General features: G+C 38.9%; 22 protein-coding genes. 12 read left to right on the top strand and 10 right to left on the bottom strand.

Going from position 1 to position 26,844, the window contains the following annotated elements:
• Positions 1-172: 172 nt before the first annotated feature.
• The 9 genes from HS960_RS18735 to groL all read left to right on the top strand — a co-directional run bounded on the left by HS960_RS18735 (position 173) and on the right by groL (position 9,259).
• Positions 173-925, top strand: a complete 753-nt coding sequence (locus HS960_RS18735) for a hypothetical protein (protein WP_153844882.1) — start codon at positions 173-175, stop codon at positions 923-925.
• A 218-nt stretch (positions 926-1,143) separates the two neighbouring features.
• A complete protein-coding gene (locus HS960_RS18730) occupies positions 1,144-1,827 on the top strand; it encodes an OmpA family protein (protein WP_394353570.1) in 684 nt (227 codons plus the stop codon).
• A gap of 266 nt (positions 1,828-2,093) precedes the next feature.
• Entirely contained in the window at positions 2,094-3,530 is a 1,437-nt protein-coding gene (gene miaB, locus HS960_RS18725; RefSeq protein WP_153844883.1) for a tRNA (N6-isopentenyl adenosine(37)-C2)-methylthiotransferase MiaB, read from the top strand.
• A 36-nt stretch (positions 3,531-3,566) separates the two neighbouring features.
• The gene (locus tag HS960_RS18720; RefSeq protein ID WP_153844884.1) at positions 3,567-4,841 is read left to right on the top strand and encodes a sigma-54 interaction domain-containing protein; all 1,275 of its coding nucleotides are present in this window, start codon (positions 3,567-3,569) and stop codon (positions 4,839-4,841) included.
• A 9-nt stretch (positions 4,842-4,850) separates the two neighbouring features.
• The gene (locus tag HS960_RS18715) at positions 4,851-5,366 is read left to right on the top strand and encodes an LptE family protein (RefSeq protein ID WP_046674805.1); all 516 of its coding nucleotides are present in this window, start codon (positions 4,851-4,853) and stop codon (positions 5,364-5,366) included.
• A gap of 13 nt (positions 5,367-5,379) precedes the next feature.
• Positions 5,380-6,450 carry a hypothetical protein gene (locus HS960_RS18710; protein WP_159731431.1) on the top strand — a complete coding sequence of 357 codons (1,071 nt, stop codon included), beginning with the start codon at positions 5,380-5,382 and terminating at the stop codon, positions 6,448-6,450.
• Between the two features lie 12 nt (positions 6,451-6,462).
• The gene (secG, locus tag HS960_RS18705) at positions 6,463-6,876 is read left to right on the top strand and encodes a preprotein translocase subunit SecG (protein ID WP_159731429.1); all 414 of its coding nucleotides are present in this window, start codon (positions 6,463-6,465) and stop codon (positions 6,874-6,876) included.
• 302 nt (positions 6,877-7,178) lie between these two features.
• Positions 7,179-7,454, top strand: coding sequence for a co-chaperone GroES (locus tag HS960_RS18700; protein WP_028070710.1), 276 nt, complete (start codon positions 7,179-7,181; stop codon positions 7,452-7,454).
• Positions 7,455-7,621: 167 nt separating this feature from the next.
• Complete coding sequence (groL, locus tag HS960_RS18695; RefSeq protein ID WP_153844887.1) at positions 7,622-9,259, top strand: chaperonin GroEL; 1,638 nt, start codon at positions 7,622-7,624, stop codon at positions 9,257-9,259.
• A 60-nt stretch (positions 9,260-9,319) separates the two neighbouring features.
• On the opposite strand, the gene HS960_RS18690 is transcribed toward groL, so the two are convergent.
• From HS960_RS18690 to HS960_RS18670, 5 genes are all read right to left on the bottom strand, one after another.
• Positions 9,320-9,694 (bottom strand): hypothetical protein, encoded by a 375-nt coding sequence (locus HS960_RS18690; RefSeq protein WP_159731427.1) that lies wholly within the window; start codon positions 9,692-9,694, stop codon positions 9,320-9,322.
• Positions 9,695-9,750: 56 nt separating this feature from the next.
• Positions 9,751-11,451 carry a gamma-glutamyltransferase gene (gene ggt, locus HS960_RS18685; protein ID WP_088160032.1) on the bottom strand — a complete coding sequence of 567 codons (1,701 nt, stop codon included), beginning with the start codon at positions 11,449-11,451 and terminating at the stop codon, positions 9,751-9,753.
• Positions 11,452-11,512: 61 nt separating this feature from the next.
• Positions 11,513-11,839: a nucleotide pyrophosphohydrolase gene (locus HS960_RS18680; RefSeq protein ID WP_088160033.1), complete on the bottom strand. Its 327-nt coding sequence runs from the start codon at positions 11,837-11,839 to the stop codon at positions 11,513-11,515.
• A 16-nt stretch (positions 11,840-11,855) separates the two neighbouring features.
• Positions 11,856-12,314 carry a D-aminoacyl-tRNA deacylase gene (gene dtd, locus HS960_RS18675; protein WP_088163428.1) on the bottom strand — a complete coding sequence of 153 codons (459 nt, stop codon included), beginning with the start codon at positions 12,312-12,314 and terminating at the stop codon, positions 11,856-11,858.
• Between the two features lie 140 nt (positions 12,315-12,454).
• Positions 12,455-14,890, bottom strand: coding sequence for a TonB-dependent receptor (locus HS960_RS18670; RefSeq protein WP_153844890.1), 2,436 nt, complete (start codon positions 14,888-14,890; stop codon positions 12,455-12,457).
• A 408-nt stretch (positions 14,891-15,298) separates the two neighbouring features.
• Between HS960_RS18670 and HS960_RS18665 the strand changes: the two genes are divergently transcribed.
• The 3 genes from HS960_RS18665 (at position 15,299) to HS960_RS18655 (ending at position 18,388) form a co-directional block, all read left to right on the top strand.
• On the top strand, positions 15,299-16,474 hold the full coding sequence (locus HS960_RS18665) for an amidohydrolase family protein (protein WP_088160035.1): 1,176 nt from the start codon (positions 15,299-15,301) through the stop codon (positions 16,472-16,474).
• Between the two features lie 118 nt (positions 16,475-16,592).
• Positions 16,593-16,874 (top strand): acylphosphatase, encoded by a 282-nt coding sequence (locus HS960_RS18660; RefSeq protein ID WP_046674815.1) that lies wholly within the window; start codon positions 16,593-16,595, stop codon positions 16,872-16,874.
• A gap of 44 nt (positions 16,875-16,918) precedes the next feature.
• The gene (locus tag HS960_RS18655) at positions 16,919-18,388 is read left to right on the top strand and encodes a lipopolysaccharide biosynthesis protein (protein WP_088160036.1); all 1,470 of its coding nucleotides are present in this window, start codon (positions 16,919-16,921) and stop codon (positions 18,386-18,388) included.
• A gap of 67 nt (positions 18,389-18,455) precedes the next feature.
• Here the strand turns inward: HS960_RS18655 and dusB are convergent, their stop codons facing one another.
• The 5 genes from dusB to HS960_RS18630 all read right to left on the bottom strand — a co-directional run bounded on the left by dusB (position 18,456) and on the right by HS960_RS18630 (position 26,832).
• Positions 18,456-19,451 (bottom strand): tRNA dihydrouridine synthase DusB, encoded by a 996-nt coding sequence (gene dusB / locus HS960_RS18650; protein WP_153844891.1) that lies wholly within the window; start codon positions 19,449-19,451, stop codon positions 18,456-18,458.
• Positions 19,452-19,517: 66 nt separating this feature from the next.
• Positions 19,518-21,959, bottom strand: coding sequence for an outer membrane beta-barrel family protein (locus tag HS960_RS18645; RefSeq protein ID WP_182330332.1), 2,442 nt, complete (start codon positions 21,957-21,959; stop codon positions 19,518-19,520).
• Positions 21,960-21,987: 28 nt separating this feature from the next.
• Positions 21,988-23,121: a PepSY-associated TM helix domain-containing protein gene (locus HS960_RS18640; RefSeq protein WP_182330330.1), complete on the bottom strand. Its 1,134-nt coding sequence runs from the start codon at positions 23,119-23,121 to the stop codon at positions 21,988-21,990.
• Between the two features lie 70 nt (positions 23,122-23,191).
• Entirely contained in the window at positions 23,192-24,421 is a 1,230-nt protein-coding gene (locus tag HS960_RS18635) for a DUF4374 domain-containing protein (protein WP_088160040.1), read from the bottom strand.
• Between the two features lie 23 nt (positions 24,422-24,444).
• A complete protein-coding gene (locus tag HS960_RS18630; protein WP_088160041.1) occupies positions 24,445-26,832 on the bottom strand; it encodes a TonB-dependent receptor in 2,388 nt (795 codons plus the stop codon).
• Positions 26,833-26,844: the final 12 nt, after the last annotated feature.

Below are 26,844 nucleotides of genomic sequence, written 5' to 3'. Positions count from 1 at the left end.
AGTGTCAAACTATTACTACTTTTAGCAAAGTAGGTTAGGTGTAGCTGGGAATTAATAAGATTGAAATAAATTATAGGCTGTTCCTTACGGAATTGAATGTTTGACCCAATGAAATTGTTGATAATTACAATCGCACTGAAACCAATTGGGGTAATTGAAGAGAGATAATAGGATGAAAATAATACAGATACATATATTAGGGCTTTTTTTGCTGTTATTTACCTATTTCGGAGCTACTGCGCAACAACTGCAGAAGGTTTCGGGGATGGTACTGCAAAAGGGGAACGGTAATCGCATTGGAGATGCTGTGGTGCTTAATATGCGCACGCACAGATCAACGTTGAGCAACTCTTTTGGTGTTTTTACGATTGATGCATCGGTAGGAGATTCCCTGTCTTTTACCAAAGTCGGGTATTCACCTGTTAAAACCGTGCTGACCAACCTGAATGAGTTTTATGTGGAATTGCAAGAAGGGATACGATTGGAGACCGTCATCGTTGAACGAAAAACGAAGGAGGCCGAATTAAATGATGCCATGAATAATTACGCTAAAAAGGGTGTTTATAATGGGGGTAAAAATAAGTTTGGAACTTACCTGGGTAGTCCTGCAACCGCCCTTTATAATCTTTTTGGAAGGGAAGCCAAGAATGCGAAACGCTTTGGACGATTTATGGACAAAGAGAAGGATGAATTACAAGTTGATCGTATTTTCTCTCGTGAAGCCGTTAAAAATCTGACGAAGCTGGATAGTACAGAATTAGATGCTTTTATGATACGTTACCGTCCATCTTTTGATCTGGCTGAGCATTGGGGACAGTATGATTTGATGCATTACGTACAACAATCTATGGACGACTTTAATGCAAAGGGAAGGCCTAAAGGGGCTCTTTTACCTGATATTGAAGTAAAGACCCAAGAAAAATAAAAACATTTTGCTTTTGTTACTGTTAGCTGTTTGTAAGAGTAGGAAAAGGTGATTTAAAATTTTGTAGCGTATCAACGTCATTTTTGGAAGTTTCAAAAGCCTTTTTTAGTGTTTTGTAACAAAAAAGTTGGTAAATATATCTTTTGGCACTTTGTTTGATTTTAGTAGAGCGGTATTTAATTGGAATATTAAAAGTCTTAGATAGCATACATATGAAAATGAATAGAAAATTAGCTGTATTAGGTTTGACAGTTGCAACCTCAGCTATGTTATTTGGAAGTTGTTCTACCATCCAAAATACAAATAATACGACTAAAGGCGGAGTAATCGGTGGTGTTGCCGGAGGTGCTTTAGGGGCATTGATCGGTGGCAAAGCTGGTAATACGGCTATTGGTACATTAGCGGGTGCTGCCATTGGTGGAGCTGCGGGTGTATTGATCGGTAAAAAAATGGATAAGCAAGCTGCTGAGATTTCTAAAACTGTTGAAGGAGCTGAAGTTACGCAATCTGCGGAAGGTATCGTGGTTAAGTTTGATTCAGGTATTTTATTTGACTTCAATAAATCAGATTTAAAAGCGTCAGCTAAAGATAATATCGCAAATTTAGTAGCAACGTTGAACAAGGAACAAGGTACTGAAATCTTGGTTATCGGGCACACAGATAATGTAGGTACGTTGGCTGCAAATGAAAAAGTGTCTTTGGACCGCGCAAATTCTGTACGTGCATTTGCGGTATCTAAAGGCTTAGCGTCTTCGCGTATTAGAACTGAAGGTAGAAACTTCTCTGAACCAATTGCAAGTAACGATACGGAAGCAGGACGTGCTCAAAACCGTCGTGTTGAAATCGTTATTGTTGCAGGTGATCAAATGAAGAAAGAAGCAAAACAACAAGCAGGTCAGTAAGCATTTTCAGGAATATTCTCCTGAAACAAATCTATTGATCTTGAATCATAAGAAAGCGTTGATTTAATCGACGCTTTTTTTGTGAAATTTGACAAAGCATAAACCATATTTCTGTCTGCCAAACTGTCATTATATGGATTTAAATTTCTAACTTTGTAGTCTTTGAAATAACTAAGGGCATAAAATCAGATCAGCAAAAAGATCGGTCATTGCATTGGTTACGCCATCGAAAATAATAAAAATTATATTCTATTGAATATCGAGCTATGCTAGATTTAACACATACCACTAAGGAACACGACGAATCTCGTCAGGGTGAGGCATTATTATTAGAACAGGATCCGATTTTAAGTAATGGACGCAAACTGTATATTGAAAGTTACGGTTGCCAGATGAATTTTTCGGATAGTGAGATTGTTGCTTCTATTTTGTTGGATAAGGGATTTGAAACAACTAAGAATTATCAGGAAGCTGATGTGGTTTTTATTAATACCTGTTCAATCCGCGAAAATGCAGAACAGCGTGTGCGCAATCGTCTAAAGGAATTTGAAGCTGCTAAAGCAAAAAATCCCGGAATGATCGTTGGTGTGCTGGGGTGTATGGCGGAGCGTTTGAAATCGAAATTCCTAGAGGAAGAAAAATTGGTTGATGTCGTTGTAGGGCCAGATGCTTATCGCGATCTACCAAATTTGATTGATAAGGTTGACGATGGAGCTAAAGCTGTAAACGTTTTGTTATCTAGAGAGGAAACGTATGCCGATATTAATCCAGTCCGTTTGAATTCAAATGGCGTAACAGCTTTTATTTCGATTATGCGTGGCTGCGACAATATGTGTTCTTTCTGTGTTGTTCCTTTCACACGCGGACGTGAACGTAGCCGTGATCCACAATCTATCCTGAAGGAGGCCCAAGATCTTTTCAATGCAGGCTATAAGGAGGTTACGTTGTTGGGGCAAAATGTGGATTCGTATAAATATAGCGTTCCTGTCACCGAAGGTGAAGAGCAAACTGAGACAGTAACTTTTGCGTCTCTACTTACGATGGTTGCTGAAATCAGCCCGCTTTTACGTATTCGCTTCTCTACTTCCCATCCAAAAGATATTACAGATGAAGTTTTATATGCAATAGCTTCGCATGAAAACATCTGTAATTATATTCATTTACCAGTTCAATCTGGAAATTCCCGCGTATTGGAACTGATGAACCGTACATATGACCGTGAATGGTATATGGAACGTGTGGATGCCATCCGTCGTATTATTCCTGAATGTGCTATTTCTACCGATGTTATTACAGGTTTCTGTACTGAAACAGAAGAGGAACATCAAGAAACATTGTCTATGATGGATTATGTCAAATACGATTTCGCCTATATGTTTGCTTACTCAGAAAGGCCAGGTACTTTGGCTGCAAAAAGATATGCAGATGATATTCCGGAGGAGGTGAAAAAACGTCGTTTAACAGAAGTTATCAATAAACAGCGCGATCATAGCTTATATCGTTATCAACATTTTGTTGGCAAAGTTTGTAAAGTGCTTGTTGAGGGATTTTCAAAAAGGTCTGAGTTCGATTTTTGTGGTCGTAATGATCAAAATGCATTGGTGGTATTTCCAATCGATCCTCGATTTAAACAAGGTGACTATGTGAATGTACTTATCGAGTCATGTACTTCTGCGACATTATTGGGAAAGATTGTTGATTAAGAAAACTTAGATTGTTTTATTTCCAACTGGAAATTTATGGATAACCAAGATATAAAGAATAGATTTGGAATTATCGGTAATTCGCCTTTGTTGAACCGTGCTATTGATATTGCACGACAAGTGGCTCCAACTGATATCTCCGTATTAATACAGGGTGAAAGTGGGAGTGGTAAAGAAGTTTTTTCGCATATTATCCATCAATTGAGCTCCCGTAAGCATGGCCCTTTTATTGCGGTCAATTGTGGAGCTATACCAGAGGGGACCATTGACTCCGAGTTGTTTGGTCACGAAAAAGGCTCTTTTACGGGTGCCCACGAAGCCAGAAAGGGATATTTTGAAGTCGTTGATGGTGGAACAATCTTTCTGGATGAAGTAGGTGAGTTGCCTTTGGGTACACAAGCAAGATTATTACGTGTATTGGAGTCAGGTGAGTATATACGGGTAGGGTCATCCAAGGTACAGAAGACAAATGTGCGGGTGGTTGCTGCGACAAATGTGAATGTGTTTGAAGCCGTACAAAAAGGTAAATTTCGCGAAGATCTTTATTATCGCTTAAATACTGTGCCGTTGCGTGTACCGTCTTTACGTGAAAGACCTGAAGATATCAACTTATTATTTCGCAAGTTTATTGTGGACTTTTCTGAGAAATACCGTACACCTGGGGTTCAATTGACAGAAGATGCACAGAATATGCTACGCAACTATAGCTGGCCCGGAAACGTGCGTCAACTGAAAAATGTTGCGGAACAAATCGCTGTTTTGGAGAAAGAACGCATTGTTGATGCATATATACTTCAAAATTATCTGCCCAATGAATCCCGAACGAGTTTGCCGGCGGTAGTTCCTTCAAATAATGGTGGAAAAGAGGATTTCTCAGAAAGAGATTTGCTGTATAAGGTCTTATTTGATATGAAGAAGGATATGGTTGATCTGAAAAAACTGGTGGTTGAATTAATTCAGAAAGGTGTCGATTCTAGCACATTTGATCAAAATTCTCCCTACATTAATCAATTGTATCAGGAGATTGAACCACAATTGAAAGCAGATCCAGAAAATTATAATACGACCCCAACACTAACTATACATTCTCCGGCAAATACGACAAATGTATTAAAAAGTCCTGTTGCACAAGATGAATATCTGCAGGATGCTCAAGAAGTTGAGGAATCTTTATCGCTTGTTGATAAAGAGTCTGATCTGATCAAGAAAGCACTAAAAAAGCACCGTGGTAAACGTAAAGCTGCTGCGCAGGAGTTGGGAATTTCTGAAAGAACGTTGTACAGAAAAATTAAAGACTTAAATTTAGATTAAGGTTTACAGATGTTGTCAAGAAAAATTTTATATGCTTTTCTCACCACAATCTTTTTGTTTGTAATGAATAGTTGTGGGGTAAAATATGGATTTACTGGTGGATCCATTCCTGAGGGAATGAAAACAGTCAATATTCAATATTTCGAAAATATAGCTCCTTTGGTTTATCCGACCTTAAGTCAGAATTTTACGGAGGCACTGAAAGAGCGTATCCGTAACCAATCTCGATTGAGTCAGGTGAATCAAGACGGTGATGCTACCTTTGAGGGATTTATTACAGAGTATTCGATAAGTCCAGCAGCTGTTGAAGCCGGGACAGATCGTGCAGCTATGAATAGATTGACTATTACAATCAAGGTTACCTATCATAATAAAATTAATCCGAAGGATGATTTTGAACAGCCTTTTACGCGATTTAAAGAGTTTGCAGGAAATCTTCAGAGTGCACAAGAAGAGACCTTGGGTAAAGAAATTATTCAAATGTTAACTGAGGATATATACAATAAAGCGTTTGCTAATTGGTAATTCTATTTCCAAGATGAATCTTAATATATCATTATCCAATAACGAGCTTTTTTTTCAAGCAATCAATCATCCGGACACTGTGGCGGAAGATGTTGTTTTAGCATTGATTGAAAAATACCCTTATGCCCAAAGCCTGCGATTCGTTTATGAACGTAAAGTTTTTGGCAAGCATAGTTCAGTTCAGAATTTATCGTCTACTTTGCTCTATGCATCTTCTCCGAGTTGGTTGTATGAATTTATGCATTGTAAATCAGCGGCAGAACCTGATGCAATAATGCCTTCAGATGATTTCCCGGTGGATGGAGCACTTCGCGACGATGATGCGATTGTCGAAATTGAAGCTGTGAGCGAAATGGTGGCTGAACCAGTTTTATCCAAGGTAGAGGTTGATGAATTGGATCGTTTGATTCAAGCAGGGGTTGCAAAAGATTATTTTCGGTCAAACGATCAGCAGCAAGAAATTATTGCCGATTCAGAGGAGCCTCCACTAGTAGCACCTGTTCTAGCGGAATCTGTTGCCGATATAATGGATGATGGTCAAGAGCGTGTTTCGGTCTATGATGATGATACCATGCCATACAGTTTCTTATGGTGGTTGCATAAGACGAGATTAGAATATGCTGATACCTATCAGCCTTATGTTAAATCTCCATTAGGCCCAATGACACCCTCCAATGACGATATTGCTAAAATTCATGAGAAACTGGATACTCAGTTACTCGATCAACAGATCCGGGAGAATATCTTTCATTTACAATCGCCTGAAGCAAAGTTGAGTGATGAGGTTAAAACGACAATCTCTTTTCAAATACCGCGTAAAACTGACGAGGTGATCGAGAAGTTTATTCGTGAGGAACCTATGATTCAGCCTTTGCAAGCGGAAAAATTAGACTTGGAGAATAAAGCTAGGAAAAGTTCAGAAGATCAACATTCTCTTGTTACCGAAACACTTGCAAAGATCTATATAGAGCAAGGCTTATATCCAAAAGCAATAGAGGTTTACAAAAAATTAGTTTTGAAATATCCAGAAAAAAATGCTTACTTTGCGGCACGCATAACAGAATTAGAAAAGAAATTAAATTAATAACATAAAGAGATGCAAGGATTATTAATCGGTCTAATCATATTAGCTAGTATTATTTTAGCGTTTTTGGTTTTAATCCAAAATCCAAAAGGAGGAGGTTTGTCATCTGGTTTTTCCGGTGGAACGAATCTTATGGGAGTAAAACGTACGGGTGACTTTTTGGAAAAAGGTACCTGGATCATGGTTATTGCCATTATGGTATTTAGCTTAGGTGTAAATGTTATTGGTACGTCTCCAAGTACATCTAAAGGTGGGTTGGGAGGTCAAATCGAAGCACCTAAACAACAAGGTCCATTGAACTTGGGTACAGGACAACAACCTGCTGGTGCTCCGGCGGGACAAGAGCAAGCTGCTCCGGTTCAATCGCAAGAAAAGGCCCCAGCGGCTACACCGACAACAAAACCGGTAGAAGAAGCTAAGAAATAGTTGTCAGTAAAAAATTATGAGCCCCGTTTGTTTTTACAGACGGGGCTTTTTTATGTTGGGTATTTTGTCTAAGGTAGGCATGTACCGTTAAATTTATAGGGATGGCGGTCGGCGGAAGTAAGACTGGCAGACCGGGAATGACAGTGTGACAGCAAAATGAATTTTTGTCGATGGCGATATTATCTTTTCTGTGAAAAATTGTCTTATAAGCTGTCTTATTTACAATTGGCATAAAAGATGATGTGTTTATAACGATTATAACATTAAAATAAATTCAATAACAGATAAAAAGTAAATTAATTATGGCATTAAGTATCAAACCTATCGGAGATAGAGTAGTAGTAGAAGCTGCTCCTGCAGAAGAAAAAACAGCTTCAGGGTTATATATTCCCGATACAGCGAAAGAAAAACCATCTCAAGGTACAGTAGTTGCTGTAGGTACAGGTAAAGTTGACGAGCCGTTAACTGTTAAAGTTGGTGATAAAGTATTGTATGGAAAATACGCAGGTACTGAAATCACTTATGAAGGAAAAGAGTACTTAATTATGCGTGAGTCTGATATTTACGCTGTTATCTAATTAATACGAACAGGTTATTTAAAAAGGAGCTTGCTGGCTCAAATAAGAATTCAATAGGTTATTTTAGTGAAGCTTTAAAATTAGACGTATTAAAAGATAAAATTGGTTTACGGTTCTATTTCAATGCCTAATTATGCTTCTTAGAAATACTAAATACTCATATAAAAATGGCAAAACAAGTAAAATATAACGTTGAGGCTCGCGAGGCCCTTAAAAAAGGTGTAGATACTTTAGCTAATGCAGTTAAAGTAACATTGGGTCCTAAAGGACGTAACGTAATTATTGAGAAGAAATTTGGTGCTCCAGTAATTACTAAAGATGGTGTTTCGGTAGCGAAAGAAATCGAATTGAAAGACGCTTTAGAAAATATGGGTGCACAAATGGTAAAAGAAGTAGCTTCCAAAACAGCTGATCAAGCTGGTGATGGTACTACGACTGCTACTGTATTAGCACAGGCAATTGTTGCTCCAGGTATCAAATCTGTGGCTGCAGGGGCTAATCCAATGGATCTAAAACGTGGTATTGATAAAGCTGTTGTAACTGTTGTTGCAAACTTGAAATCTCAGTCTCAAGAAGTTGGTCAAGACAACAACAAAATCAAACAAGTTGCTACTATTTCAGCGAACAACGACGAAGTAATTGGTGCTTTGATTGCTCAAGCTATGGAAAAAGTAGGTAACGATGGTGTTATCACTGTTGAGGAAGCAAAAGGTACTGAAACAGAAGTAAAAACTGTAGAAGGTATGCAATTTGACCGTGGTTATTTGTCTCCATATTTTGTTACAAACTCTGACAAAATGGAAGCAGAATTAGATAACCCATACATCTTGATCTACGACAAGAAAATCAGCAACATGAAAGAATTGTTGCCTATTTTGGAGAAACAAGTTCAAACTGGCAAGCCATTATTGATCATTGCTGAGGACTTAGATGGTGAGGCATTGGCAACATTAGTTGTTAATAAAATCCGTGGTTCGTTGAAAGTTGCAGCTGTTAAAGCTCCAGGTTTCGGTGACCGTCGTAAAGCTATGTTGGAAGATATCGCTATCTTGACAGGTGGTACTGTGATTTCAGAAGAAAGAGGTTTCAAATTGGAAAATGCTGAATTATCTTATTTAGGTCAAGCTGAGAAAGTTCAAGTTGACAAAGATAATACAACAATCATCAACGGTGCAGGTAATGTAGAAGACATCAAAGCGCGTGTTTCTCAAATCCGTTCACAGATTGAAACAACAACTTCTGATTACGATCGTGAGAAATTACAAGAGCGTCTGGCTAAATTGTCAGGTGGTGTTGCTGTATTGTATGTAGGTGCGACTACTGAAGTTGAAATGAAAGAGAAAAAAGACCGTGTTGATGATGCTTTGCATGCAACTCGTGCTGCTGTTGAAGAGGGTATTATCGCTGGTGGTGGTGTTGCTTTCATTCGCGCTACAGAGGCTTTATTAAACCTTAAAGGTGAAAACGAAGATGAGCAAATCGGTATTGATATCATCAAACGTGCTATTGAAGAGCCTTTGCGTCAAATTTGTAATAATGCAGGTATCGAAGGCGCTGTGATCGTTCAAAAAGTGAAAGAAGGAACTGCAGATTTCGGTTACAACGCGCGTACAGACCGTTACGAAAACTTAATCGCTGCTGGTGTAATTGATCCAACTAAAGTATCTCGTGTAGCATTGGAAAATGCAGCTTCAGTTGCTTCAATGTTATTGACTACGGAGTGTGTATTAGCTGACGAAGCTGAAGAAAACCCTGTAGGTGCTGGTGCTCCTCCAATGGGTGGCGGTATGGGTGGAATGATGTAAGATTCATCCTTATAAAAAAAACCTGTTATCTTAGATAACAGGTTTTTTTATGCCTTGTACTTAATGACGCCTTCTATATTTCTCGTAATAATGATCGTATTCTCGAGGTGAATAATTACGTTTAGTACCCCATTCCTGCAGCTCGTCATTAAAAAAATGTAACCAATATTGACGCAATCCTGAGGCTGAATCTACTGGATTTTCAAGTTGAGGAGTATTATATTCGTATATTTCTAAGATGCCTTCCTGATACTTCTTAGCAGCCACAATAGCATCTGGTTTTCCAAGTTTTTGAATAACTTGTGCTTTGGTCATACCAACTTGTATCTTTGTAAGATCAGGCCCTTGAAGTATTTTGCAGTTTGAAAATAAAATTAACGTAAATATGGTCGCTAATGTTGCTCTGAAAATCCTGTTGTAGTTCCTTTGAATCATAATATGTTATTTCTTGTAAGATAGGGATTGCATCAAATAGTTTAATCATTTTTAATCTAATAACCTTTCGCTGTATCGTCTCCACGTGGATCGGCTCCTGTCTGTAATTTACCATTTGGTAAGACAAGTATATTCTCCACACGGCCGATTGCCCCTCTCGGATTTATCGTATAGCCATCTTTTGTTAATTGGCCACGTAAATTGGCATTGATAGCGTTATTTTCGACATCAATGCGATCAGGAAGCCATTGATGATGAAATCTTGGCAGGCTCACTGCCGATTGTGCATTTTGTCGGAAGTCAATAACGTTGAGGATAGTCTGAAAAACAGAGGTAATGATAGTTGATCCCCCCGGGGTTCCCACAACCATGAATAGTTTGCCATCTTTTTCTACAATAGTGGGTGTCATTGAGCTGAGCATTCTTTTGCCGGGCTGAATCTCGTTCGCTTTTTCTCCTGTAAGCCCATACATGTTTGGGACACCGGTTTTCACAGAGAAATCATCCATTTCATTGTTTAGGAGAAAACCTGCGCCGGCCACAAATACTCCCGAGCCATAAGAATCATTGAGTGTTGTTGTAATGGATACTGCATTCCCTTGCTCGTCTACGATATTGAAATGTGTCGTTTGTTCACTTTCATAGCCAGGAATGACATCTGCATTGACATCTTTGCTTAATGTCGCTTTACGGAAATTGAATGAATTGAGTTTATGTGCATTTGAGCTGGAGTCAATAAGCTGTTGGACGGGTACCCTAATAAAATCAGGATCTCCTAAATATTTGGCCCGATTGGCATATACATAACGTTCAGCTTCGACCATGACACGAATGGTTGAATCGGTTTGAAAGCCCCAGCGTTGAAGTGGAAACTGTTCGACTGATTTGAGCAGGGCCAAAAGAGATGTTCCCCCACTCGAAGGCGGCGGCATGGAAATAACTTTGTGGCCCCTATAATTTGTGGAAATTGGGATACGCCAAAGTGCCTGATAATCCAGTAGATCTTGATGGTTAATAATGCCTTTCCCCTTGCCCATTTCGGCAACAATTAAGTCGGCCGTTTTACCTTTATAGAAGCCGTCTCGCCCTTCTATTGCGATTCTTTCCAGCGTTTTCGCTAGCTCCTCCTGGATAAATAGGTCACCTGTTTTCCAAGCTTTGGTTTTGATAATTGCAGCACCAGAGGGATTCAGCTTGACAAAACGATCTTTATGGCTTTCAAACTCATTAGCTTGTCGTTGACTGATTTTAAAACCTGTTCTGGCTAGCTGTATTGCTGGGAGTACGAGATCTTTCCATTGCAACTTGCCATACTTTCTGTGTGCTTCCCACATACCGGCAACAGACCCAGGGATGCCTGAGGCCAATTGACTATAAAGGCTCAACTCAGGAATAACATTACCTTGGGCATCGAGATACATATCCCGGGATGCTTTTTGAGGAGCTTTCTCACGAAAATCTAGGGCATCTAAATTACCCCGATGATCGCGGTAGAGCATAAAGCCGCCGCCGCCAATATTTCCTGCATTGGGATAAACAACTGCAAGAGCAAATTGCACGGCAACTGCAGCATCTATTGCATTTCCACCTTGTTTTAAAATCTTTACGCCGACTTCTGAAGCCAAAGGATGCGCTGTGACTACGGTAGCCTTATTAAAAGTACTGGCCTGCTCGACCTTAGAATTTAGCTGTTGTTTTGTCGCACAAGAGGCAAGACATATGCTCGCTATGAGCGAATAAGTTATGAATTTATACATCGTATTCGATTTAAAACTTTAATATTATCTCAAAGAGTTGTACAAACAATACTATCTCCAATTATTTAAGTTTTTCGTTGTTTTTATGGCGGTCGGCATCCCGAATTGATTTCTTTTGAAGATTTTGTTCCAGAGCTTCTGTTAGATCAATTCCCGTTTGATTGGCAAGACACATCAAAACGAATAATACATCGGCCATTTCATCTGCTAAATTGACTTCTTTGTCTGATTTTTTGAAAGATTGCTCTCCGTATTTCCGAGCCATTATTCGGGCAACCTCACCGACTTCTTCCATGAGTATGGCGGTGTTTGTCAGTTCGTTGAAATAACGTACTCCGGTACTATTGATCCATTTGTCAATAACCTCTTGTGCTTCTTTAATTGTCATCTTTTTCAATAAAAAATTAAAAGTTGTCCTTATCTTTTGTATCCATGACGATGGTAACTGGACCATCATTCAGTAGGTCGATTTTCATATCTGCTCCGAATACGCCAAGTTGAACCTCTTTTTGGAGCAATTGACTTAACAATAAAGCCATCTCTTCATACATTGGTTTGGCTTTATCCGGTTTTGCTGCTCTGATAAAAGAAGGTCTGTTTCCTTTTTTTGTTTGAGCAAAGAGGGTGAATTGTGAGATGAGTAAGATATTTCCGTCTATATCCTGTATCGATTTATTCATCAAGCCCTGTTCATCCTCGAAGATGCGTAAGTTGATGAATTTCTGTCCTAACCATTTAAGATCTTCTGTTGTGTCTGCTTCTTCAACTCCTAATAAAATCATTAAACCCTTCTGGATCTGGCCTGTAATCTGATTATCTACCGTACAAGAGGCGTTTTTCACTCGTTGTATAACTGCGCGCATAATGAAAAGTATAAAACCAAAGGTAAAAATTCCGATTGTTAAACACGATGTAATGTGCAATTTATCCACCATATTAAATAAAAAACGTCTCTTGCTTCCTCAGGAAAAAAGAGACGTTTTTTTATTTAAATAAATTGTTTCTAAAATTTGAAATTCAAGCCCAATAGGAAATTTGTTGGTGCTTGTGGGAAATAGAAATTATAATATTTTCGGGTATCACCTTCCATCCAACCAAAGGTGTAGCCATTGGCTTCGTACTTTTCGTTGAAGATGTTGTTGACCTGTAAAGTTGCACTGATGTTTTTGATACCTAATGCTGTAAAGCTATAGTTTGCTAACAGATTGTTGACAAAATAAGAGGAAATGCTTCTCTCTTTCGCAGATGAATTATCTAGATATTGTCTTCCTACAAATTTGGATAGAAGAGAGAATGTAAGTGATGTTATCGGACTATAAGAAAAATTACTTGACAAAATCGTTCCCGGAGATAAAGCAATGTCTGTTTTCGAATAAAATATCCTTGTATCACCGATTACCTCTTCAAAGTCTTTAATTTTATTTTGGCTGAAACTAGCTGTTGCTTTCCAGTTGAACTGCTTGTTGATGTTCCATGATCCATCGAATTCAAGCCCCATTCTATAGCTATCTTTGACATTTTGTCGAATTGGAGAGCCAGTATCACTGATTTCACCTGTTGGGATCAACTGATCCTTGTAAAACATGCCATACCCATTCAATCCGATGTTGAATTTTTCATTTGTAAAGCGATAGCCAAATTCGATGTCCTGCATTTTCTCCGGGGTCGGGTCGGGTAAGGCGCTATTTTTCTCTATAAAATCCTTGCGAACAGGTTCTTTCTGTGCAAAGGCATAAGAAGCGTATACATTTGAATGGTCATTTAGCAAATAAGTTGCACCAGCTTTAGGGTTTAAGAAATTAAACTTAGGATGATAATTATAATTTTTCACCTTATCATCATCACCATACATGTGGTAATCTACATTCCGATATTGAATATCGGCCATTAATATCCACTTATCTAGTTTATAATCGACCTTTAAGAAATTACTGAAATCATTTTTTTGTGATTTCCCGAAGTAATATTTATCGTCAAGAAAACCTGTTGATGCATATTGTGCCCAAATCACCTGGCCATAATGTTTTCCTTTGTATTGATTATAAGCTCCACCCCAAGTAATTTCAAGCTGATCATTCGGTCTGTAATTTAGGGCATAGGTCATGCCATAAAAATAATTATCAAGCCATCTCCTGCGGACGAGATCTGTTTTTTGTATGGTATCTTTACCAATGATGACGTTAGGCAAACCGTATTTACTTAGTTTATCTCCGGGTCTCATTTCTTCATAGTAACCATAACCTCTTGTATAGTGTAGGGCTGTATTGAGCGTCAATTTGTCGTTCAGGATATTGGTATAATGAAGTTGATGATGTTTCTGCGTATAATTATCTGTTTGATTTTGATACGTATATAGATTATAATTCCGGCCGGCGTTCATGAAACGATCCTTCTCTGCGCCCGAGATTTCGAGTGCATTATCTGCATAGTCATCCATGCGTGATCGATCGCCAGTAATCAATGGTTCGGGAACGCCATTCCAGGCTTGATATGTCTTTTCTTTTCCCCAGAATACAATTCCTTTTAAAATATGTTTCTTGCCATAATAACCTCCGTCCACATAAAAAGATTGTAAGTCTGAACTACCTCTTTCGATATAACCATCGCTACTGATTCGAGATAATCTGGCATTGAAGGCAAATTTGTCGTTAATTAGCCCGGTACCTACCTTGACTGTATTTTTCCAGGTATTGTAGGAGCCAAATGAATTGTTGAGCTCTGCGTAAGGGGTTTCGACTAACGTATTGGACTGAATATTTAATGAGGCTCCAAATGATCCGGCACCATTCGTCGAAGTCCCAATACCACGCTGAACTTGGATGCTCTCGGTAGAAGAGGCAAAGTCGGGAAGGTTTACAAAAAATGAACCCATGCTCTCCGCATCATTTAAAGGGATTCCATTTAATGTTACGTTGATTCGTTGATTATCCGATCCCCTGATTGTCATTCCGGTATAACCTATACCTGCACCGGCATCGGAATTGACCTGCACGGATGGAGTCTGATTTAAAAGGAATGGAATATCCTGGCCGAGGTTATTACGCGTTATTTCTTCTTTGGAGATGTTTTTAAAGGTTGTAGGAGCATTTCTTTTGGCACGGGTAGATTGAACAAGTACCTCTTCCATTTGAATTGTACTAGGTTCTAACGCTACCGTAAGCTCCAAATTGTCTTTAACATCCACATTTTGGCTCCATGTTTTATATCCAAGAGAAGATACCTGGATCTGGTGCTTACCTGTATTGATACGATATAGTTTAATCAGTCCATTTTTGTCCGATTGGCCAGCGAAGGATGCTTGTCCATCTATGGATATGGAAACATACTGTAAGGGGGTCTGATTAGTATTGTCTACAGCTTTAATTGTCAGATTTTGTTGCGCAATGGCAATTTGGCTTGAAATAGTAGCTAAGGAGCTACAAATCAAAAATTTGATCATGGTAATGTATTTTGTTTGAGTTAAACAAATCATAGCAAGGGGTTACTATGACCGCACTATTTAACTAACCTCTCCCTACGCCAGCATTATCTGGATCAGGTGTACAGAATTTAATCTGTTGGGTATAATCTCAGCCTTTATTTGTGTTCCTGACAAAACAAGGCACCCCTATTCGATGCTGCGAATATATAAATTTAAAATTGAAATGAAGTATAAAGAAGTAATTTATGACAAATGGAAAAGAGTGGATTTGCGGTATTATTTCTTTTTGGTTAAAAATTTGTGCAAATTGTTGTTTTTGGTATTTATTGTTCTTTTTAGGTACCTTGGCATGAATTTTTCTACTAGAGGTATGTATTCATACAGGTCAAAAAATTTTAGTTACTAAATTGATAGTGAGGAGATAAAATGTTAAAATATTTAAGCGCTAATTATATTCTGCCGATTACTTCAATGCCAATAAAAGACGGTATTGTTTCGGTAGATGAGGAGGGGGTAATTCAAGGTATCTATGACCCAACTTCATTTACACCTTCAGATAAAACGAAGGTTGAGAGATATGAAGGAGTGATAATTCCAGGTTTTATCAATGCACATTGCCACATTGAATTGTCGCATATGAAAGGTATTGTTCCTAAAGGTACGGGGCTTCCGAGCTTTCTCAGTAAGGTGATGACAACGCGGTCGGCATCGATGAAAAAAATAGATGACGCTATGGCCAAAGCCGATCGAGATATGTACGAAAATGGTATTGTCGCAGTCGGAGATCACGCCAACACTGATAATTCTTCAAAATTGAAGGAAGATTCACAGATATTATATCACACATTTGTGGAGGTGCTCGGAATTGAACCTGAAGAAGCTGACTTTAAGTTAAAGGAGGCTAAATCGTTGACCCAAGAGTTTAGGAATGGGCATGTATCCATTACTCCGCACGCTCCCTATTCTTGTTCGAAGGTCCTTTTTAAGAAATTCAAGAAGATGGTTCCGGAAACAAATATTATCAGTATTCACAATCAAGAAAGTGAAGAGGAGAATAAACTGTTCCGTTATAAAATGGGTGAGTTCTTGGACTTTTATAAAAGTATAGGAAAAAATGCTGATGCGATTAAGGCGCAGGCAAGAAATTCGATTCAGTCTTATCTTCCTTATTTGCCTTATCCAAATAAATTATTGTTGGTTCATAACACCTATACCTCTCTTAAAGATTTGGATTTTGTAGAGCGTATGGATCGTGATGTGATGTGGTGTCTCTGTCCAAAAGCCAACCTTTATATTGAGGGAACATTACCAAAGGTTCAGAATTTTATGAATGCCGGACAGCGTTTGGTAATCGGAACGGACAGTTTAGCTTCAAACGATACATTGTCCATTTTGGAGGAGCTAAAGGTATTGCATGCGCACTTTGAGGATCTGGATTTCTTGCAGACTATTCAATGGGCTACAATCAATGGTGCTATCGCGTTGAACATTGAGAATGAATTTGGCTCACTTGAAGTGGGTAAAAAACCTGGGATTGTGTTGTTGCAAGGTATGGAACACATGCGCCTAAATGAAGATGTTAAGGTAAAACGTTTAGCGTAGTATTTAATTCCCCAAAACTTCTGTACTTTTGCTCTTATTGAACCGTCCATGACTATAATAACGAAACTATAGTCATGGTAAGTTCCATCTGACCGATGGAAGAAAAAATAAGTTACAGATGAAACATTTGAATATTTCAATAAGAGGTAAAGTACAGGGGGTCTTTTTTAGATTGACAACCAAGGCGGTTGCAGATCAAGTCGGTGTTAGAGGCTTTGTTGTCAATTTAAAAGATGGTTCTGTCTATATAGAGGGCGAGGGCGACGATTTTGCACTAGATTCACTGTTGGAGTTCTGCCAAGAAGGACCCGAGGGTGCAATCGTTGAAAGTGTTGAGGTAAAGGAAGGCGAAATGAAGGGCTTTTCCAATTTTGAAGTAGTTAAAAGAGTTCAATCTTAAGCCGTTTCGCCTTGTCAGTACTTAAAAAATTCGCCGGACAGACCATGATTTATGGCCTGAGTACGATTATAGCCCGTATGCTGTATTTCGTCATGACGCCATTGTATGTCCTCAAATATCCACCTGCGTCCTACGGAATATTTACTAATATGTACGCCTGGGCATCCATGATCAATGCCGTTTTGGCATTTGGAATGGAAACAACTTTTTTTAGGTTTCTCCAAAAAGTCGAAGAAAAGGATAAAAAGCAGGTTTTCAATAACAGTTTTATCGTCATTGCCTCTTTGGCAACATTATTTTTTATTACGGCCATAGTCTTTGCTGGCACTATTGGTAGCTGGTTGAATAAGGGAACTTACAATGCCGATTACGAGAGCTATGTGAAGTATTTCGCCCTCATATTGGCATTGGATGCTTTAGCTATTGTTCCTTTTGCGAAATTGAGATCGGAGGGAAGGCCTATTCGATTTGGTGCTATTAAATTGGCCAACATCGGTATTATGGTTATTCTTAACCTATTCTTTATTGCGCTAGTTCCCTATCTGATAAAAGATGGTGGTACTTTGGGTAATTGGTGTTCCGGTTGGTATAGAAATGAATGGATAGGTTATGTATTTATTTCTAATATTGTGGCAAGTGCAGCAACCTTTCTATTGCTCCTTCCTGAAATGAGGGGTTTCTATTTTAAACCGGAAAAGCAGCTAATCTTAAAGATGCTATCGTATAGCTTTCCGATTTTAATTGCCAATATTTCTTATATCATCAACGAAAATTTAGATAAAATTGTGTTGCCAATCTACCTGCCTAAGGATATTGGGGATCGCGATTTGGGGATCTATGGAGCCGTTGGAAAATTAGCAATGTTTCTGAGCATTTTTGTTCAGGCTTTTCGATTGGGGGCCGAACCATTTTTCTTTTCTTATGCAAAAAATGCCAATGCAAAGAAGACCTATGCGTTGATTATGGAATATTTCGTAATTGCCATGATGTTAGTTATGCTGGGGATTACAGCGAATATTGACTGGCTGAAGTATTTTATTAAAGGAAATGTGGAAACTCGTGACTTATATTGGTCTGGACTTTTTATCGTTCCGCTATTACTATTCAATTATGTCCTGCTGGGTATTTATATGAATCTCTCCGTATGGTATAAGCTTTCCGATCAAACGCGGTACGCATTGTATATTTCATTGGTAGGGGCAGGAATAACCATCGTTGCAAATTATTACCTGATCCCGAGGTACAGTTATGTTGGAGCATCAATAGTCACATTTCTAGCCTACTTTTCTATGGTGGTGCTATCTTATGTATGGGGGCAAAAACATTATCCTATACCCTATAAATTGGGCAAGATCCTGATGTATATACTTTTAGGGATATGTTTCTCCTATCTATCCTACTTTGTATTTAATCATAATGCCTTCGTTGGTAATGGGCTTTTGATTGCTTACATTGGAGGTGTATTTATGATGGAAAGAAATCAGCTCAAGCGATTCATAAAGAAAGACGCTTAAACGAAAAAAGGTCGTGCTAATATTAACTTAGCACGACCTTTTTCTTTATAAATTGTGGACTTTAGGATTATACCATTTCTGCCGAGAAATTGTGTTCAATTTCATGAAGTACCTCAAGAATCTCAGCTTGGCTTTGTAAGCTGACCAACTTCATTCGGTGTTCTTTAAAGTTAGGGATTCCTTTGAAGTAATTCGCATAATGCCTGCGCATTTCAAAAATACCCAATTTGTCACCTTTCCATTCAATGGATTTGTTCAGATGTGTTCTGCAAACCTCGACACGTTCGGCAATAGTTGGTCCTTCTAAACGCTCACCAGTATTGAAAAAATGTTTTATTTCTCTAAAAATCCAGGGGTATCCGATTGCTGCACGGCCAATCATAATGCCATCCACTTCAAACTCCTGCCGCCATGCCGCAGCTTTTTCGACAGAGTCTACATCGCCATTGCCAAAAATTGGAATCTTGATGCGCGGATTGCGTTTGATATCACGAATCATAGACCAGTCCGCCTGACCTTTATACAGCTGCGCGCGCGTACGTCCATGAATAGCAAGTGCTTTGATCCCCACATCTTGTAACCTTTCGGCAACTTCGTATACATTTTTTGTGTTATCATCCCAGCCAAGACGTGTTTTCACCGTTACGGGTAAATCCGTAGCCTCAACGACAGCTTTTGTCATTGCAACCATTTTATCGATGTCCTGTAGCAGGGATGAACCAGCTCCTTTGCAGACTACTTTTTTAACTGGACAGCCGTAATTGATGTCGATTAAATTAGGCTCTGCTTTTGTGCAGATCTCAGCAGACTGACGCATACTTTCAATATCTCCACCAAAGATCTGAATGCCAATAGGACGTTCATATTCAAAAATATCAAGTTTTTGAATTGACTTTGCAGCATCCCGAATTAAGCCTTCCGAAGAAATAAATTCAGTATACATTAAATCAACACCATTCTGTTTGCACACATAGCGAAACGGAGGATCACTTACATCCTCCATCGGAGCTAATAACAATGGGAATTTACCCAAATCAATATTTTCACCAATCTTGACCGACATCTTCGATAATTTTTTACAAAGGTACAAAATTTGGCATTAGTATAAAGTTAGCTAACTGTCACGAGTTTAGAGCCGATTTTTGATCTCTTCAGATCCTGTCGAACGTTGACCGTTCGAATCGCCAACCCCGCCAAATCGATAGTTAAAGGAGAGTATAGCCGTCCTACTGTCAGGGTTCGATTTCCCTACGAGCCTTATTGTTGACGAAAAGGTCTCATAACGCCGATTGTTGGTCCTCAAAATATCATTCACAACTAGCTTGACAGATGCTCTTTTATTGAGTATATTTTTTTGGATGCCAGTATATATTTGGCCGTAACTCTTGATCTGACTTAAGCCTATTGTCAGCCCCGATACGTAGTTCCCGCCGAGTTCTATAGACCAATCTTTAGGCAATTTGAATGTATTCTGACTATTGAGTGTAAGCGTATTGCCTTTTCGGCTGATCAAGCCATCCTCTTGTGGGATATTATATTCATTACGGTAATAATTTGCGAAGTGTGTAGCTGACCACCAAGCTGTCAATTGGCTAGGGGCGATAATTGACAATCCGTAATTTCTAAATGAACCAATATTCTCAGGACGTTCGTAGGTAATGTATGGATTGGTTGGATCCGTACCAATGATCTCGTTAACGACATTGGTCCTCTTTGCATAGTTTAAGGTCAAAATATATTTGCTGGCAAGTGTATAGCCAAACTCAAGAGAATGCTCGTAAGCAGGATTCAGCTGAGCATTGCCTTCCGAATAGGAAAAAGGATCTGTATATACGCGAAATGGATTGAGATCCCAAAATGATGGTCTTTGTACGCGGTAGCTGTAGCTTGTCTGCAATTTGTTTTTTTCATTGAGGGTATAGGTTAGAAATGCCGAAGGAAATAGTTTGAAATATGATTTTTCAAATTGCTCATGGAGGGTGATTTGATTACCTAAAGTATGCGTATGCTCACCTCTGACACCAACCTGTGCCGAAATTTTATGCCAGCTTTTGGATAGATTGATATAACCCGCTTGTATTGTTTCTTTGTAAATGAAATGGTTGCTTGTTGTCAGGTCCGGGACGTATTGATCCTTTTGTAAGGTGTCATAATGCAGGTCATTTTCTGTGCGTACATGACTGGCTTTCCAACCTGTCTCCAGTTTATACCCTTGGGCTAGCGGGAGTATATAATCCAACTTGGCGACGTACACTTTATTGTCTGATGGAATGTCTCCTCTACGTGACGATGGTTGGTTGAGCGTGGAGCCATCTGCTTTCGTATAATTCGTGTTCAGCTGCTGATCCATTTTGGAATAATGGTCGACAAGATCGAGATCGATCTTTAGTTCGTGCCCTTTCTCGTTAAATTTGACAGTATAGTTGACATTGTAGAGCATGTCCCGCCAGTGTTCTTTTCCTTCCGTTATCGTAGCAGAAGACCACACTAATTGATTATCGTCAAAGTTTCTGAAACTATTTGTCGTGGGTTCATACTTCGGATATTTGCCAAAACCGCCATTGATAAGTAGGCCAAGTGTCTGTTTGGAATCTATGTTATAATCTATACCAGCTCTAAAGTTATTAGACCGTAGTTTGGGGCGTATGTTATTTTCCTGTTGGCTATAAGATTCTGGAACATTGTGCTGATCGGGATAAAAATACCGGGTGAGGGAATTGAAATATTCGAGGTTCTGATGATATTGATTGTAAATTCCAAATACATTGAGTTTCTCCGTGCGGTAATTTAAATTGAGACTACCGCCAAGATGTGTGCCCCTGCCTAACCCTCCATTGAGCGAGATGGCACCGTTCCATCCTTGTTTTATTCCTTTTTTTAAAACGATATTGATAATTCCTGCTGAACCGGCCGCATCTTGTTTTGCACTAGGGTTGGACATAACCTCGATTTTGTTGATATCAATGGAAGATGTGCTCCGCAGTAAATTGGCAAGTTGATCGCCTGAAAGATAGGTCATCTTGCCATTGATCATCAGGGTTGCTCCCGATTTCCCTTTCATACTTAATACTCCGCTGTCATCTACAGCTATTCCTGGAATCTTATTCAGTAGTTCAAGTCCATTATTGCCATCAGCAAGCATCGAGTTTTCTACATTGAACACAAGCTTATCCTGTTGTTGTTCGATGAATTGCTTTTTGCGTTGTACCAGTACTTCTGCTAAATACGTATTATTCGGTAAGAGGGTAATCTGACCGAGGTTAATTTTACCCAGTTGCTCTGTCAGGCTGAAATGTGGGCTAAAAGTCTCTTGATGCGTGATGTTTTTTATCTTCACAAAATAACGACCTGCTTTTTCATTGGCGAATGTAAAACGTCCTAAGCTATCCGAAAGAATCGTATTGGATAGTGTACTATCTTTGGCGTTATGAAGGCTTATACTTACATAGGGAATAGCTCGTTTATCTTCACCCACAATTTGTCCCTTAATAGGATTGGTTTTTTGTGCATAGCAATTGAACGTTGTACAAATAAATAGAAAACTTACGATATAATGCTGGATATGACGCATAGTACTATGATTAAGAGATTACTAAAATTTAAGGAGTTGCTAGCTGTGTATGTTTTGTTTTTTTTACCGTTTTTCTTTTCTTGCCCCACCAGATATAGAATCCCGTTGCCGGTAAGGTCGCACAGATCAATGAGGCCACGAAATAGATGATTTTTGTTGTCATTCCTCCAATAAAACCAGTATGGAGTGCATAGTTGGATCGCATCAACCATTCTGTGGTATTTGCCTCATCAATGGGACCTTGTTTTCTGCCGGCTAGCTCAAGTGTATATCGGTCGAAATTGAGATCTCGCCAGGTGCCACCTTCCATGTCGGTACAAGCATACACTGTTTTGTCTTCCGGCTCAGGATAATGGACAATGACTGCCTCTTTGTTATATTTGGCATATTCACGACGTACTTTATGCCAAATCTGGTCTGCAACAACTAAAGCATCGTTTAAAGGTTGATCAATGTATTCTTCTTTATTTGATTTCTCTATCTTAGGTTTATTTGGATACCCCCCAGTCAACGAGACGACAGCGCTTCGGATCCATGGAAAGCTCATGATGAGTCCAGTAAAACACATAACCAGCGCTATTGTTAGCGAATAGAAGCCGAGCACATTGTGAAGGTCATAATTCACTCTTTTAAATTTCGCCTTCCATTTGATTGAAAAGCTTTGTTCTCTAGATCTCTTGTTCCATTTTTTTGGCCACCAGAGTACAAGCCCAGTGATCAACAATATAAAGAAGATGAATGTGCTCCAGCCGACTACTTGTCGTCCTATTTTTACAGGCATCCAAAGGTGACGATGCCCTTCATCCATGAAATGAAAGAAATCTTCATGATCTACAATGGCGAGGACTTCTGCGGTGTAGGGATTTACGTAAACTAGACTATCGGAATGGTCCAAACTCACTTTGACGGATTTGTCTAATCCGTTATACCAGGAACTTGCGATTTCTTTATCAGGAAGAATATGGTTTACTGCTTTGTAAATAACGGAAGGAGGAAGTTGTTCTTCGGCACTTCTGGGTTCGACGTGAATATAGTTGGTAGTCAATTCTTTGATGTCATGTTCAAAGACGAGTACACAACCTGTAATTGCTAAGATAATAACGGGAATACCGGCGGCAAGTCCCAACCAAAGATGCAGCCAGGCGTTGATTTTACTGAACATAATTTAATAATGATAACGGATAGTATTTAATCGAAGGGGCGACAATAGGTCGCCCCGGTTTAATAAGAGATTAATCTAAATTATATAGCATTGGTGTATCTGCGTCACCCCCAAGTATTTTGGCGCCTTTTGTTAATTTGTCCGTAGTTGGGTTATACTCCCAAATATAGATGGCGTCAGCTTTGGGATCATTTACCGCTATGTATGCGTTCCCATTGATGACAACTGCCGAGCGGGAATTACTGACCAATGGAAAGTCTAATTTTTTAACTACTTTTTGTGAGTTTACGTCAACGATTAGGTATTCCCACATAGCAGCATACCACCAATCGTTCCATTCTTTAACATTATTTTTTGTGTCATGTGCGCTGATAAGTAAAGCCTTACCATTACCTAGGTAAGAAACCCCCAGTTGGTTATCTCCGCCTTGGTACTGACTGATATTGAAGAAGTAATTTGGATCAAGTTTGTCATCTCCATCTTTAATTCGATAGAATCCAGTAGGTAGGTTTTTGCCCCCACCCAATGCGGGCATTGTATACGTTTGCAAATAAGTGTAACCATTTTCCTTGAATTTATGAAAATAACCGTTTCTAACTGGACCTACGGGTGCTGAACGGTTGTCTTCACCTGTTTTCTTAAAGTTTTTAAACGATGGATAGTCAACCGAACCTGTATACGTAATGTCGTAGCTTACCTTTGTTATATTGTTATATAAACAATAACCTAAGACGACTTTATTACCTTGAGGAAGAAAAGCATAAATCCGCATATTATGGTCTTTCGGGATGTCGGTGTCTGAGGTTATTGTACCACTTGCCTCTACAAGCATCGTATTTGTGTTGATTACAGCGTATTCGTTGCTATTGCGTGGGCCGACGGCCAAGCGATCGTCATCCAGCCAACTATGCCAGCCTATATATAAAGTGGTTAACTTGGTGAACGGAATGACTTTAATAGCCTTTAATACACCATTTTCAAAGCTATATTTTCCGAACTGAGCGGCATTTGGATCAATCGAGTAGAAATACTTGCCTTTTTGAATTACATTTTCTTCCCATGGGAACATACTTGTTACATCAGTACCGGCGCCTACTGGAGAGATCGTACCTGACATGAGATCTTTTACAGGAAGCATAAACGAACCATTGTCTGTACTGAACTTTATCGCAAAATTTCCACCAACTTCTTCCGTTGGATTTGTGGGCGTACCGTTGTCAGGTGTGGATTTGCTACAGCCTATTAACGAAATGCCTGCCAAAGCAATTAAACTAACGTTTTTTGTAATTGATTTTAACATGATATTATAGTTTTAAATAATTTTTAATGTGAGGAGCGGATGAGGTACCGTAATTTTAGATATACAGAACGACCGGGGCGCTGTTGCTTGAAAATATCGTAAGCAATTTGATCAGTCAAATTTTTTCCCTCGACGGTGATGTTATAAGTATTGTTATTGAAAGAATAGGTAGCGGCAATATTGTGTAACCATTGGGCTGGAATATAATCTTTTGTTGATTTTTCTGCTAATTTGGACCAGCTTAACGAATAGTTATTTACAAACTGCAAGTAATAATTTAGCTGTATACGATTGTCTTTGGAGCTAAAAAGGTTATTCCGGCCATAACTGATGTCTAGGTTTCCAAATAGCCACGGCTCATTGGGTGTACGATTTTTGTAGGTTATCTTTTCTCTATTATTTTTATCATACTTTTCGCGATCGACTGCATTATAATAACTCATGTTTAATACGGCCATAAAATTGGATTTGTACCCATATTTAACTTCGAAATCAAGGCCATTGACCTTCACTCCGCCTTCATTGTCCGCTAATTGTTTTTGCCCCTGCGGGGTGTCGTAAGATTTCTGAATGATATAGTCCTTAACATTCCTATAATAGGTTGAAGCGTCCACATTTAGATAGTGGTTTCCAAAGGTTGTTCCATAGTAGAAATTCAGGTTATAGTTGTCGCTATTTGCAGGCTTTAATTTTTCATTAGCCATAACGTTTAAACCATCTCCAAAAAGCTCGGTAAAAGTTGGTAGTTGATAGGCATGTTCATACGATAGTTTTATGCCGTAACTCGCATCTAATTTAATGTTCGTCACAGCGCCATAACCAAAGTAGTTTTTGGAGGTTTTACCAGCAGTGTTGGTTTTGCCAGATAAGCCATACTCTTTGATGAAAAATGAATTATTTAGTCGCTCTTTCCAAAGAATCTGTTGATAATTGAGCCCAATAGTCGTTCTATAGATCTGATTTGTTATATTATAAAAATCATTGTAGGGATCTATCTCATTGTAATTTTCGCGTTTATTGGTGTTTAAATTATAGTTGAAATTGAATAGGTGCGATGCTGATAGCTTGTAATTTAAATTTACCTGCGAAAAGCTGTTGTTAATCTTTTGATGGGTGATGGATTTGTAGCTATTCAGTTCGCCTGCATTGGGACTATATTCTGTAGCTATACCGTTCCAAAAGTAATATGTCCTCGAGCTCGTGTCGGTGATAATATTTTCGCCTCGTGAATAATTTGCGTATACAGTTGCTGATAAATTTTCAAAAAGAAACTTGTCTTTTCTATAGCGCAAGCTTGGAGTAAACGTATGACTTTTACTGAATACATGCCCTAGCACACGTTCTTGTGTCGCTGCGGTTTGTTGCTGGTCATACACGTCATTATAAGTCAAGCCTAAGACAGCGATATCGGCCCATCTTTTATTACTTATGCCCACTTCAACCTGTGTCATAAATGAACGATAGTCATCATGAAAACGCCTTGCGGATTGCAGGGTGTCAAATAATTCGTTTTTCGGAGGTATAGGTGCCTTTAGGTATACACCAGCTTTGGGATTGGTTCTCATGAGATAGTTATTATTTGAGAAATTGTAATAACTATTCAAATTGATCATCAAGCCATTTTTGGGATGTTTATAACCAGCACTCACCGCAGCGCGGTGTGTATTAAATGAGCCAATACTATAACTGAGATCTAAAGATTTTTTATAATCACGATTGGTGACGATGTTGATCGCTCCACCCAAAGCATCTGAGCCCAGGTGTGCCGGTACGACACCTTTATACACCTCAATGCGTTCTGCGATGTTCACCGGCATATTATTGAGACTCATGCCACTGCCGAAAGATTCAATTGGTACCCCGTCGATAAAAAATTTAATGTTATTGCCAGATAAGCCATTTAGCGAAAAGGAATATCGGGAACCTAGGCCGCCTTGTTCTCGAATCTTTACGCCTGTACTTCGATTGAGTATTTGATTTATATCGGAATTGGTATTGGCATATTGTTTGGTTTCTATTACATTAACGTTGAAACCAGATTCTTTGATCCTTTTGCTGACAGTTTTTCCTTCAACTTGTACTTCATCCAATGAATTGCTTTCCGTACTTAATGTGATCTCTTTTAGAATTTCCGTTGACTTATTGACTTCGAGTTTCAGCGTTAAAGTTTTATAGCCGAGTGCTGAAATAATAAATTCATGATTCCCAAAGGGTACATGTTTTAGTATAAAGGTACCGGTTCTATTTGCTTTTGCACCGTTGTTAGTACCTTTATGGAGGATTGTAGCGCCTTCAATCGGTTCCTTTGTGCTATTTTTGATGCTACCTTCGATCTGGGCCAGTTGCTGAGAAAACGAGGGAAAAGATAGGGTTAAAAATAACATTAACCATATCACTTTAAATTTGAACATTGTTTTATTTAG

The organism is Sphingobacterium paramultivorum, from assembly GCF_014109745.1.
Classification (GTDB): domain Bacteria; phylum Bacteroidota; class Bacteroidia; order Sphingobacteriales; family Sphingobacteriaceae; genus Sphingobacterium; species Sphingobacterium paramultivorum.
This window is presented reverse-complemented; position numbering and strand designations above follow the sequence as displayed.

What these genes read in the sequence shown, in the direction of transcription:
- ggt (WP_088160032.1), bottom strand. Translation starts at nt 11,451, where the DNA reads ATGTATAAATTCATAACTTATTCGCTCATAGCGAGCATATGTCTTGCC.
- HS960_RS18670 (WP_153844890.1), bottom strand. Translation starts at nt 14,890, where the DNA reads ATGATCAAATTTTTGATTTGTAGCTCCTTAGCTACTATTTCAAGCCAA.
- HS960_RS18715 (WP_046674805.1), top strand. Translation starts at nt 4,851, where the DNA reads ATGTTGTCAAGAAAAATTTTATATGCTTTTCTCACCACAATCTTTTTG.
- HS960_RS18655 (WP_088160036.1), top strand. Translation starts at nt 16,919, where the DNA reads ATGATTTATGGCCTGAGTACGATTATAGCCCGTATGCTGTATTTCGTC.
- HS960_RS18665 (WP_088160035.1), top strand. Translation starts at nt 15,299, where the DNA reads ATGTTAAAATATTTAAGCGCTAATTATATTCTGCCGATTACTTCAATG.
- HS960_RS18645 (WP_182330332.1), bottom strand. Translation starts at nt 21,959, where the DNA reads ATGCGTCATATCCAGCATTATATCGTAAGTTTTCTATTTATTTGTACA.
- HS960_RS18640 (WP_182330330.1), bottom strand. Translation starts at nt 23,121, where the DNA reads ATGTTCAGTAAAATCAACGCCTGGCTGCATCTTTGGTTGGGACTTGCC.
- HS960_RS18700 (WP_028070710.1), top strand. Translation starts at nt 7,179, where the DNA reads ATGGCATTAAGTATCAAACCTATCGGAGATAGAGTAGTAGTAGAAGCT.
- HS960_RS18720 (WP_153844884.1), top strand. Translation starts at nt 3,567, where the DNA reads ATGGATAACCAAGATATAAAGAATAGATTTGGAATTATCGGTAATTCG.
- groL (WP_153844887.1), top strand. Translation starts at nt 7,622, where the DNA reads ATGGCAAAACAAGTAAAATATAACGTTGAGGCTCGCGAGGCCCTTAAA.
- HS960_RS18630 (WP_088160041.1), bottom strand. Translation starts at nt 26,832, where the DNA reads ATGTTCAAATTTAAAGTGATATGGTTAATGTTATTTTTAACCCTATCT.
- secG (WP_159731429.1), top strand. Translation starts at nt 6,463, where the DNA reads ATGCAAGGATTATTAATCGGTCTAATCATATTAGCTAGTATTATTTTA.
- miaB (WP_153844883.1), top strand. Translation starts at nt 2,094, where the DNA reads ATGCTAGATTTAACACATACCACTAAGGAACACGACGAATCTCGTCAG.
- HS960_RS18735 (WP_153844882.1), top strand. Translation starts at nt 173, where the DNA reads ATGAAAATAATACAGATACATATATTAGGGCTTTTTTTGCTGTTATTT.
- HS960_RS18680 (WP_088160033.1), bottom strand. Translation starts at nt 11,839, where the DNA reads ATGACAATTAAAGAAGCACAAGAGGTTATTGACAAATGGATCAATAGT.
- HS960_RS18710 (WP_159731431.1), top strand. Translation starts at nt 5,380, where the DNA reads ATGAATCTTAATATATCATTATCCAATAACGAGCTTTTTTTTCAAGCA.
- HS960_RS18660 (WP_046674815.1), top strand. Translation starts at nt 16,593, where the DNA reads ATGAAACATTTGAATATTTCAATAAGAGGTAAAGTACAGGGGGTCTTT.
- dusB (WP_153844891.1), bottom strand. Translation starts at nt 19,451, where the DNA reads ATGTCGGTCAAGATTGGTGAAAATATTGATTTGGGTAAATTCCCATTG.
- HS960_RS18730 (WP_394353570.1), top strand. Translation starts at nt 1,144, where the DNA reads ATGAATAGAAAATTAGCTGTATTAGGTTTGACAGTTGCAACCTCAGCT.
- HS960_RS18635 (WP_088160040.1), bottom strand. Translation starts at nt 24,421, where the DNA reads ATGTTAAAATCAATTACAAAAAACGTTAGTTTAATTGCTTTGGCAGGC.
- dtd (WP_088163428.1), bottom strand. Translation starts at nt 12,314, where the DNA reads ATGCGCGCAGTTATACAACGAGTGAAAAACGCCTCTTGTACGGTAGAT.
- HS960_RS18690 (WP_159731427.1), bottom strand. Translation starts at nt 9,694, where the DNA reads ATGATTCAAAGGAACTACAACAGGATTTTCAGAGCAACATTAGCGACC.